This is a genomic window from Limnospira sp. PMC 1279.21 (assembly GCF_032349615.1).
Taxonomy (GTDB): Bacteria; Cyanobacteriota; Cyanobacteriia; order Cyanobacteriales; family Microcoleaceae; genus Limnospira; species Limnospira fusiformis.
Window position 1 is genome coordinate 1 of sequence record NZ_JARPLU010000164.1, and the last position, 10,136, is coordinate 10,136.

At 44.5% G+C, this 10,136-nt stretch carries 10 protein-coding genes; 8 read left to right on the top strand and 2 right to left on the bottom strand.

What is annotated here, in order from left to right; genetic code table 11:
• Positions 1–403: 403 nt before the first annotated feature.
• From P5683_RS19575 to P5683_RS19595, 5 genes are all read left to right on the top strand, one after another.
• Entirely contained in the window at positions 404–1,102 is a 699-nt protein-coding gene (locus P5683_RS19575; protein ID WP_006669884.1) for a V4R domain-containing protein, read from the top strand.
• The gene (locus P5683_RS19580; RefSeq protein ID WP_006621120.1) at positions 1,102–1,383 is read left to right on the top strand and encodes a hypothetical protein; all 282 of its coding nucleotides are present in this window, start codon (positions 1,102–1,104) and stop codon (positions 1,381–1,383) included. Before P5683_RS19575 ends, P5683_RS19580 begins: the two co-directional genes overlap by 1 nt.
• A gap of 75 nt (positions 1,384–1,458) precedes the next feature.
• Positions 1,459–1,926, top strand: coding sequence for a phycobilisome protein (locus tag P5683_RS19585; protein ID WP_006669883.1), 468 nt, complete (start codon positions 1,459–1,461; stop codon positions 1,924–1,926).
• Between the two features lie 48 nt (positions 1,927–1,974).
• On the top strand, positions 1,975–2,643 hold the full coding sequence (locus P5683_RS19590) for a V4R domain-containing protein (protein ID WP_006621118.1): 669 nt from the start codon (positions 1,975–1,977) through the stop codon (positions 2,641–2,643).
• Positions 2,644–2,683: 40 nt separating this feature from the next.
• Positions 2,684–3,856: a pentapeptide repeat-containing protein gene (locus P5683_RS19595; RefSeq protein ID WP_006621117.1), complete on the top strand. Its 1,173-nt coding sequence runs from the start codon at positions 2,684–2,686 to the stop codon at positions 3,854–3,856.
• An 86-nt stretch (positions 3,857–3,942) separates the two neighbouring features.
• On the opposite strand, the gene P5683_RS19600 is transcribed toward P5683_RS19595, so the two are convergent.
• A complete protein-coding gene (locus tag P5683_RS19600) occupies positions 3,943–4,428 on the bottom strand; it encodes a 2Fe-2S iron-sulfur cluster-binding protein (protein WP_006621116.1) in 486 nt (161 codons plus the stop codon).
• A 148-nt stretch (positions 4,429–4,576) separates the two neighbouring features.
• A complete protein-coding gene (locus tag P5683_RS19605) occupies positions 4,577–4,882 on the bottom strand; it encodes a hypothetical protein (protein ID WP_006621115.1) in 306 nt (101 codons plus the stop codon).
• Positions 4,883–4,991: 109 nt separating this feature from the next.
• On the opposite strand from P5683_RS19605, the gene P5683_RS19610 reads away from it, so the two are divergent.
• The 3 genes from P5683_RS19610 (at position 4,992) to P5683_RS19620 (ending at position 9,530) form a co-directional block, all read left to right on the top strand.
• Positions 4,992–6,935 (top strand): serine/threonine-protein kinase, encoded by a 1,944-nt coding sequence (locus P5683_RS19610; protein WP_008048920.1) that lies wholly within the window; start codon positions 4,992–4,994, stop codon positions 6,933–6,935.
• Positions 6,928–8,700, top strand: coding sequence for a hypothetical protein (locus P5683_RS19615; RefSeq protein ID WP_006621113.1), 1,773 nt, complete (start codon positions 6,928–6,930; stop codon positions 8,698–8,700). The genes P5683_RS19610 and P5683_RS19615 overlap by 8 nt, the downstream gene beginning before the upstream one ends.
• A 146-nt stretch (positions 8,701–8,846) precedes the next feature.
• On the top strand, positions 8,847–9,530 hold the full coding sequence (locus P5683_RS19620; protein WP_006617801.1) for a GvpL/GvpF family gas vesicle protein: 684 nt from the start codon (positions 8,847–8,849) through the stop codon (positions 9,528–9,530).
• Positions 9,531–10,136 lie beyond the last annotated feature (606 nt).

The following is a 10,136-nucleotide window of genomic DNA, read 5'->3' on the forward strand; positions in this document are numbered from 1 at the left end:
TCAGATGATTTCTGAACAGGCTGTAACAGGATTCCTTCTAAATCTGGCTCCCAGAGAGGGAGAGGGACTTTGAGAGGTGATCAGATGATTTCTGAACAGGCTGTAACAGGATTCCTTGGGGTCAAGGGATGAATTGACCTATTATGGGGGCTCTTTGGGGTGCAAAGCATGACTCTAGGGGTCGCAGCCAGGAATATCAGCCAGAATAGATGGCAGTAACAATAGGCGGGTATCTACTTCCGGTCAGCCTAGGGACTGATAGGGTATCAGCTGATTGATATCTGTTGGCCAGCTATGGGTATTCGGTTCCTTCAACCCTACTGGATCTAAAAATCCCCTAAAATTAAGAAACTTATTTGAGTCTACTTTGGATCCACCCCTGTTAAAAAGGAGTATTATACAAATGACCTCAACTTCCCCGGCTACCAACGAAATTCAGACAGAATCTCTGCTGAAACGCTATAATCCCAAGGCTCATAACCATTATAGATTTCAAGATTTTTTTAGCCTGGAATCGTCCACGGGTTCGATCACGGATTGGAATAACTCCCGCAATATCCTCACCAGCGAAGATTTTATTATTGGTCTGGTAGAAGGATTGGAAGAAGAAGTTGGTCCAGCTTCATCAGTGATTATGTACACGATTGGACATCAGTGGGGACTAGAAGATGCGGAATTTTTCCAAAAATGGTTTGAGGAAGAATTTGGCCGTAGTATCCGCAAGTCTAACCTCATGTTCCTGTTAGAAACCTGGTGGTGGCCCTTTACGGCCCAAGGTTGGGGACGATGGGAGGTAGATATGAGCGATCGCCAACATGGCTGCATTTTTATTAACCTATTCGACTCGGCTGTGGCTCGTAGTCTCGGAGATGTGGGAAAACCTGTCTGTCACATCTACGCTGGGCTATTTTCGGGATTTTTTAGCACGCTGGTTAAAAAACCCCTCAGTTGCATTGAACTGCAATGCTACTCGATGGGGGAAACTTACTGTAAATTTCTACTGGGCAACCCCGATCGCATTGATGCAGCAGCATTCTGGCTTAACGAAGGAGCAACAGCCCGCGACATTCAACGGAAATTACAAGATGGAAAGCGAAGATAATGACTGACCAACCCAAGGACTGGCTATCTATTTCTGTTCAGGAATTCTTCAATAATCTTAACTGGCAAGGAACTAGCCAAAGTTCCAGCAGCCCCAATAATACGGGGGGTGAAGACTTAGAAACGTTGAGCATTTCTGTGGCGGAATTTTTTAATCGGTTTGTCTGGGAAGGCACACCAGAAGTGGGAGTCTTCCCCAGCAAATCATCGGTTTCTTTCGCGGAAAATTCGCCAGAAACAGAAAATGATGTCACCATCGACGATCTGGTAAATTTGTTCTAAAACTATAAGTTAATTATCAGGGAAAATCTGACCACATAATCCAACTTCCACATCCATAATTCCTAGGTAAAACTTATGTCCTCAGATGTTAATAGCTTGTTGACTCAAGCTGAAAATCGCTATCTGAAACCTGAAGAACTTCAGGAATTTAAACGCCATACGTCAACTTTGGCTCAAAGACTCAAGATCTACGAATTTTTGCGCGATCGCGAAGCGACGATTTTTGAACCTATTGCGGAAAAATTACAGACGGCTTTTTCTGATGCACAACAGCCTATTGTAGAAAAATCTCTACAACATTGGATTCTGATTATGCGTCATTGTGCCATGGCTATGTTGCTAGATGATACGGAGTACCTAAAAAATAATGTATTGGACTGGCTGAGAGGTTTTGTGAAGACTCGCCAAAGTCAAGCGATTGAAACCAAAATTTATGAACTTTTACAAGGTAAGCTGGAAGAAATGCTCTCTCCTAAAGCTATGATTTACCTGGAAGATTACCTAAATCTAGCGAAAGAAACATTACTGAATCACTCAGATTAGCCTCTACAGACGGGCGATGGCTTATTACTTAGAATAAGGAGAACTACGATGATCGAAATTGATGAACTGCTTAGACAAACTCAACTCCCCGGTAACTACTTCGCATTCAATAGTTACGTTAGGGGTGATTTAGAACTGGGTTTATTAGAAAATCGGCGCGGCGATCGCATTTTAGCCCTACCGGATACCCTAGTCAGAGCGATTTATAAGGGCTTAGAACAAGAAACAGGTCAAGCCGCCCGTCTGGTACTATTTAACTGTGGTCGCTGGTGGGGGAAACACTTTTACGTTAGATTTTGCGAAGAAATCGCCGAATATTACCATCAGCCCCTGGGCAGTATGGAAATGATACAATTTACTCAATGCTTACAACAATGTTGGAAAACTCACGGTTGGGGAACTTTAGAAATAGATGGATCTTATAATCAACAAGGATTTCTGTTGATTAAGACAACTCACTCCCCCTTTAGCCTGGGGGCTCCTGAATGGAAACGGCCGGTTTGCTACCTAGAGGCGGGGTTATTGAGCATATTTTTTAGCCAGTTAACTGGCCGTGATTTGCATTGTGTGCAAACGACTTGTCAATCCCTAGGGGCAGATTATAACTGCTTTATTGTGGGATTGAGCGATCGTCTCAAGGGTGCAGAAGCAATGGTTGATGAAAATCAAGACCATGACACTATTCTCCGGCAACTCTGCCAACAAAAGTCTGGATAACAGAGGGGAGGTTAAACCAGATTGATTTTTGCCCTAACTTATGGATGCCACAGAACTTATCAGTCGATATGCAGAAGGAGAGAGAAACTTTAAAGGAATTAGCCTGCGTGGCATTATCCTCACCACCAGGAACCATCCCGAAAGTAGTAGTATCTCTACCATCGGCGTAGGAGCCTCACAGATCAATAACAGAGCACAACTGATTGGGGCTGATTTTAGTGAAGCCGATCTCAGCGGCGCTCATCTCAGTTTAGCAAATCTAAGTAAAGTCAACCTCAGTGGAGCTAACTTAACTGGGGCTAACCTCAGCGGGTCTAGTCTCAATGGAGCCAATCTACAAGGTGCAACTTTAAGTGGTGTCAACCTAGAATCGGCTCATCTAAATTGGGCTGATTTAACTGAGGCTATTTTTATCAAAACCAATTTGCACAAAGCTGATCTCAGTTCCGCGAATTTAACCAAAAGCAATTTACAATCAGCTAACTTTGTTCGTGCCTATTTAATTAAAGCTAATTTATCTGAGGCGGACTTATTTCAAGCTGATCTAAGTTCTGCTAACCTCAAGGATGTCAACCTTAGCGCCGCCAATCTGAGTGAGTGCAAAATGACTCGCGCTAATCTCATGGGTGCTAACTTGACGGAAGCTGATTTAACTAAAGCTAATCTTGGTCGTGCTAATTTGCGTGGTGCTAACCTGACAGATGCCTATCTCAACTCAGCATCCCTGGTAGAAGCTGATTTGTATCAAGCTAACCTAACTAGAGCCAACCTCAGTAGAGCTAATCTCAGCAAAACCTATTTGCGAGATATCTGTCTTAATGGCGCTCACCTCACTAAGGTTAACCTCAGTGGTGCTGATTTGGGGGGGGTGGACCTGAGCCAAAAATTATTAACTGGGATTAATCTAGCCGGAGCCTATTTGAGTGAAGCTACTTTAGTGGGTGCATTGTTAATGGAAGCTAATCTTAGTGCTGCTAACCTCAGTGGCGCTAATTTGCAAAGTGCTTGCTTGATTCATGCTGACCTAGGCGGCGCTTATCTCGATCGCGTTGATTTAACTGATGCGAACCTTACCGGAGCTAATTTAACTAAGGCTGACCTCCGAGAAGCTAATCTTCGCGCCGCTATTTTGGCGGGGGTTGAACTCAAAGGCGCTCAACTGGCTGGGGCTACCCTCCCCAATGGCAAAGTTTACAAACCATCGACAAAATGATGTTTTTTTGCGAGTAATATACCCTCTCCCTGGTTTCCAGGTTGGGGGAGAGGGGTGGCAATCCTCAAACCCTGTGAAGTGTAAACTTATTTAGCATCTGTAGTACGAGACATATACTCACCAACCTGGAACTGAGTTTCTTTGAGTTGATTAATAATCGAGCGGGTAATCAGTTTACCAGTTTCCACAACTACATCCCCGGTAATAGGATGCAGGAGTTCCTGTTCGGCGCGTCTTCCGATTAAAGACTCCACATCCTCAATAGCATTAATATACATCCCGGAAGGTAGTTCAATGACAATACCCTCTCCGAGAACGTGGGCTTGACAAGCGAGGCGGGATGTTTTTTGGGCGGTAGTAATTACTTCTAGGGTTCTTTGTTCTCGTCGGTTAACTGGCGACAGACTCTCCATGCCATCTTTAATATAAACATGACAGGTGGCGCACATTCCACGACCGCCACATTCTTTCAAGACATGAAGTTCTTTAGAAAGCAAAGCAGATAAAATGTTAGAATTAGTTTTAACCTCCATCTCCTCAGCGATAGGTTCGAGGCGAATAACTTTAGCCATAATGATGTGGTTCAGTCTTGATTGTAATTTAGTTAAAGTATAGCGTTGGGCGCTAGTGTATTGACACTGGACTAAGGGTTTAATTGACAGGGTATCGGGTGTCAGATTTAATTAAATGACCCCTTCCCTGTTGTCTTTCCCCTGGTGGTTACCTTTGACATAGGGACGCTTGGGGTTCAAGGACCCAAATCACATAGGCTGTGGGTACTCTAGTAATAACTGTATTTTCCCCCATGTTGCTCAATTTGGCTATAATCTCAAAGGTTTTGTCAGCGTTGGGGACGGCCCGAAAAAAACTATAATATTCCTGACCGACAGAAATAGCAGGAACAGGTCGTTCCAGATCAGGGACATTAATATGGCAAGATTGATATTGGCTCCTAGATTGTATGATTCTAGTAGGAGCAGGATAATTTGATTGGGAATTGGGTTGAGACTCAATTTTAGATGACATAGTAATCCTGTGAGCTTCGGTTGTATATGAACAAATTCAAAAAGTGGGAGCAGCTTACTGTAAATTCATTTCTATTTTAATTGGATTTGGGGGGACACTAGCTAAAGCTATGCAGCGTTCTAAATATAGAATTTTGGGATTGGTAGGACAAGGACAGTACGGGAAGGTTTATTGCGCGAGCGATCGCCAAAAAGGTAAATTGGTGGCACTCAAGGAATTGAGCCATGAGCGATCGCCAACCAATCAGTTCCTACAAGAACTTTGGTATATCATTAGTTTACAGCATCCTAACATTGCTGCCTGTCTGGGTTTGGAACATATCCAAAACGGGCGCTATCTAGTGATGGACTACTGTGAGGCTGGAACTTTGCGGGGTTTAATTGAGGGTGATCAAACTCTAGGACTCCTCGAAGGTCTACAGATTATAGTAGAGATACTCGAAGGCTTAGACTATGCTCATCAGCGGGGCATAATTCACTGTGATCTTAAACCAGAGAATATACTCCTGACGATAGTTGCTGGTAAATGGCAGCCGAAACTATCTGATTTTGGCATTGCTCGTCGTCTACCCAGTCACCATGATATAGGTTCTTCCAGTCAATCGCCAGGGGGTTCTCCGGCTTATATGGCCCCGGAAAGGTTTTATGGTATGTACTCGGCTCAATCTGATGTATATGCTATGGGGGTGGTATTGTATGAATTATTAGTAGGCGATCGCCCCTTTCATGGTTTATTTAGTGAACTTATGTGGGCGCACATGAACCATCGAGTTGAACGGCCTACTTTTTTGCCGGAGTGCCTACAAAATATATTACAAAAATCCCTGGAAAAACTGCCAGCCCGCCGTTTTCCGAGCGCCGGCGCTATGGCGGAAAGTTTAAAGGCGGCTATGGCTGATCCATCTGTGCAAGAAATAGGCGATCGCTTAATTCCCTGGTATTTGCCATCACAGATGACCAGAACCGGGGAGGCGGCGGACTCCCTAGACCCGGACAGCAATGCGATCGACTCCCTGGAATTTTATGATCTCCCCCATAAATTCAACAACCCTCCCCCCTCTGACAGCCAACCCCTTCTAGCATCAAATCCGACCCATCTCTACAGTGCCACAGGTAGCAATGTGATCGCCTGGTCCTACACAGAACAACAGTCTCAATCCTTCACCGTATCAGAATCTGTAGTTAGTTTATATCCCATGTCTCATGGGTGTTATATTTTGACCAATAATTATCTCCATTGGTGGCATAACTCCAGTCCTCAGCCAGACTCCCAATCTCTAGGGTTTCTGCCCCAAATCTTTAAAGACACTGGCACAAATATTAAAAAAACTACCCTGAGTATATCCCAGGATGTAGTTCAATCTCATTTGAACTCTTCCCGACAGGCACATCTACTGCCAGAATGGCAACGGGACTATTTAACGATCGCTGTACCTGGTCAACTGCGATTTTACTCTCTCACCAAAGGATTAACTAACCCCCACCATAGCACCGACGATAAGGGTCACTCATCGGTAAAACTCCTAAAAGTGATTTCCGTTTCCACACAAATACTACCTCAATTAACCTTTATTGATGGGCGGCATTTATTGGCTACTTGGTCAAACACTAAACCCTCATCACCGAAAACTATTTTTCAGATGTACAGTCGCCGAGGTGCGCCCATGGGAACCATAAAATTACCCATCAATGTTAACCAAGTATTCGCCACCCCTCATCCTTATACGATCCTGGCTTTATGTCAGCATCAACCCTTAACCCTACTGCAAATCAATCTTAAACCTCTCAGTGTCATTCGTGTGGCTGTAGCATCCCCCCCGACAGCTTTATTTATGGCAGACTGGGGTTATGGTTGGACGATCGAACCTGGAAAAATGCAAATTTTTAATTGGTCAGGTCATCGTTTAGTTGAGTATAACTGTCCTGTCGCTACAGCCTTAGCACCTTGGAAACAAACTGGTTTAGCCTTAGTTCCCTCAACAGGGTACTCTATCAAGGTAGTGGATAGTCTAGGTTTACCTTTACAAGAATTATCGGAGGACATTGATGTCTGATCTAATTATCTATGGCGACGATAGTACCACGGCTAAAAATATGTCGATCGCCCAACAGTTAACTTTAGTGAAAGTTGATGTTTCCCGTCTCAGAGATTTGGGTAAAGGTGTGGGAACAGGCGCTTTAATTAACAGTCTGGAAAAGTTGGTAGAACTGATATTTAGTCTGCGATCGCTAGTTAATGATTCATCATCTGATGCTCTCCTACAGACTAATGCTGAGATTAACTCTGATTCCCTCTCTGTCGCCAGTGAGCCACCTTTGGCCGCCGAAGAACGTCTGATTCCCTACGTTGCCGAGGAACTGGTGGATATTTGGCATCATTTTTTAGAAGGGCAAAAAACCACAGAAAAAAGTTACCCTAAGTCCGGGAATTTATCGGATAAGAGTCCATCGGAAATTGTAACTCTCGGTGATTTGCAAACCCTATTATTGTGGCGCTTAGGCTGTAGTGCTGAAAATATTATGGCGCTGCTAACTGGAATTGAGGTGATGGTAACTTCCCCTCGAGGTACAAGAAAACCAGGGGTTTTGCGACTGGTAGCTAGTTTAATCCTGAAAACTCCCCAGGGTCAATATGATTTAGACCTGGCTACGGGTGAGAGTCCTAAATTTAATTTACATCATAATGCGATCGTGCAGTCTTTTGACTGTGAGTTATGTACTGTTCCTCGTTCAGCCAAGTCTCTGCTTGAGCAGCTTAAAAATATTATTAATCAAGAATTTGAGGCGCTGGATTTATGGAAATCACAATCAATTGCAGTTCTCGAACCTGGATATAATTGGGAACCCGGTCAACTATTATTAGATTTCGGATTTCAATTTTTAGTTAATTATCCTTCGATGCTGTGGAGTAACCATCAGGTTAATGAGGTTAATTATGATCCCATGGAAGGTAGTTACGATTCCGAGGAAATGACCCCATACCTTTTATTGGTAAGTCAACTGAAACTCACTGATATGATGATTTTTAGTCGTTCTTTTCAAGAAAGAATTATTCAGAAAATAGCGGTTCCCCTGGAAAAATTCTGTTTAAGTTATGAGAATTTTGCGGCGGCGGATGAACCGGCTCAATCATCGGTTTCTCATAGTAAAAATCGCCGGGTTTCCTCCCCAGAACCTAAACTATCCCCAGATATATTTAATCGTTTTCTGATTCGCAAAGCCTGGGATTTGGTGGAAGCGATCGCCTCAGAATCTCAAGATAATCGCCAATCATCTCCTTATGGCTATGTGATGATTCCTCAAGTTAGCCTCAGTCAGTTGATCCAATCTCTGATGTGGCATACTGTTAGAGGTTCGGCGGCGATCGCTAGACTTATTGGTGGCATTACTGTCCGCGTTCTCGAACCGGGTAAACTATGGTATAAAGGAACCCTTAGATTAGTGGCGATTTTAAGTGCTGATTTCCCAGGCTATCATTGGGAAATTGATATCGCTACCCGTGAACCTCCCCGGTTGATAGGTACTATATTAGATGAAAGTGCTGTGATTGATTGGCAGCCTGACCAGACTGGAGTTGATAATGGCGGTCTAGCATCGGCGATCGATACTCCCAGTCCCGTACAATGCTTAGGTGGTCAAAGGTTTCAGCAAGTAGGTATCTGTAGCGACGCAATTATTACTCAACTGCGAGATGTGTCGCCGGAATTGGGGATATGGATCGATGGGGTAGAAATTGATTGGGAAGAACCCATGATAACTGAATCAATTTTGCGATCGGGACTCGCACAATTGGTATTAGTTTGGGAGTGGGTTAAGTAGGCGCGGGTTCACGCCCGGTATATCATAGTTACCCCGCCCACCACCATACACCAAAAAATGCCTCCTAGGGGCTTTCTTAGAGCCTATATCCTAGGATAAATCTGATTTTTGATAAAAAAGCTGTCGATGGGTAGGAGTGTCTCTAAATGTATGTATATGCCTTTATTAAGAGTCAATCAATTAGTTGGAAATCCGTTCAGGGAATCTATGAACCAGTAGTGTTACTGGAGGCTGGGGCTTTAGCCGCCGTGGTGGAACCAAACCTACAGGCGGAAAATCTCTCGGCTGACAATGAGGAAGAGTTAATGCGGGCGGTTTTGACCCATGATCGGATTGTGTGTCAGATATTTGAGGAAACTACCGTTTTACCTGTGCGGTTTGGGACTTGTTTTGATTCCGAGGCGAGATTGTGCGAACATCTGACCACAGAGGGCGATCGCTATTTTCGGCAATTAGAAAAATTAACAGGTCGGGCTGAGTACCTACTGGAGGCTATCCCCCAACCATTCAACCAGGAGAAGCCATCTTCTGATACCACCGCGCCGCCAACTAAGGGACGGGACTATTTTTTGCAGAAAAAACGTCTACACCAGCAGCGCCTCAATTTTGAACAGCAACAGGAACAACAGTGGCAGGATTTTATAAATGCGATCGCCAGCAAATATCCCATAGTTCAGGGTAAAGCTACCGAAGACGCAGAACGCATTTATTTACTCATTCCCCGCAGTCAAGAAGTCGCCCTAGTCGAGTGGGTCGCCCAACAGCAACAAAACATCGACCTATGGGAGTTCAGTCTGGGAAATGCCGTTCCCGCCTACCATTTTCTTTAAAAATGTACCCTCTACCCAGACCTCATTGGAGCGCGATAAATTATGAAAGTGCCGAAAACTGCCCCTGATTTGCTACAATCTTCAAGGTTGGTGCGAGACGTTCAGGCATGAAATAGAGCTGCAATGCTCGAAATAACCGCCTGATGGGGATTTCAACTCCCTGGTTGAATATAAGAGGCTCGTCTCTGAACATCCCCATAACTGTTTATATGTCCCGACGCTTGGAGAAATCTGAGCAAGGCAGGGAACTCAAGGTCATAGACAAACTGAGAAATCAGGAAGTAGAGAGTGACGGCGATAGCCACCCCCAGTTTAGGGAATCACAACCCCAGGACTGAAGCGGGGAACGGAAGGCTCCGAGGTGTAACCCAACACCAGAATCGAGACCACTGCTAACCATCCAAGATTAGGGAAACCGAATGTCTGGCTTGAACCACCGTAAAGATTGGGCAGCGAAACAGGTTGAAACGCTGCGCTCAAAAGAGTAAGGGGAAAAGTAGGAGGCTCGGTCCTCAGTACAGGACAAAAAAGCTGAACGTCTTAGCCAAAAGGGAATCTAGCCGAAAATTCTGAAGGGGGCGCTCCGGGCTGAGGTGAAAGTCGAGA

Bases quoted from the DNA above. Each gene is read 5' to 3' on its own strand.
- P5683_RS19585 (WP_006669883.1), top strand. From the start codon at position 1,459: ATGTCCTCAGATGTTAATAGCTTGTTGACTCAAGCTGAAAATCGCTAT.
- P5683_RS19575 (WP_006669884.1), top strand. From the start codon at position 404: ATGACCTCAACTTCCCCGGCTACCAACGAAATTCAGACAGAATCTCTG.
- P5683_RS19600 (WP_006621116.1), bottom strand. From the start codon at position 4,428: ATGGCTAAAGTTATTCGCCTCGAACCTATCGCTGAGGAGATGGAGGTT.
- P5683_RS19610 (WP_008048920.1), top strand. From the start codon at position 4,992: ATGCAGCGTTCTAAATATAGAATTTTGGGATTGGTAGGACAAGGACAG.
- P5683_RS19595 (WP_006621117.1), top strand. From the start codon at position 2,684: ATGGATGCCACAGAACTTATCAGTCGATATGCAGAAGGAGAGAGAAAC.
- P5683_RS19590 (WP_006621118.1), top strand. From the start codon at position 1,975: ATGATCGAAATTGATGAACTGCTTAGACAAACTCAACTCCCCGGTAAC.
- P5683_RS19580 (WP_006621120.1), top strand. From the start codon at position 1,102: ATGACTGACCAACCCAAGGACTGGCTATCTATTTCTGTTCAGGAATTC.
- P5683_RS19605 (WP_006621115.1), bottom strand. From the start codon at position 4,882: ATGTCATCTAAAATTGAGTCTCAACCCAATTCCCAATCAAATTATCCT.
- P5683_RS19615 (WP_006621113.1), top strand. From the start codon at position 6,928: ATGTCTGATCTAATTATCTATGGCGACGATAGTACCACGGCTAAAAAT.
- P5683_RS19620 (WP_006617801.1), top strand. From the start codon at position 8,847: ATGTATGTATATGCCTTTATTAAGAGTCAATCAATTAGTTGGAAATCC.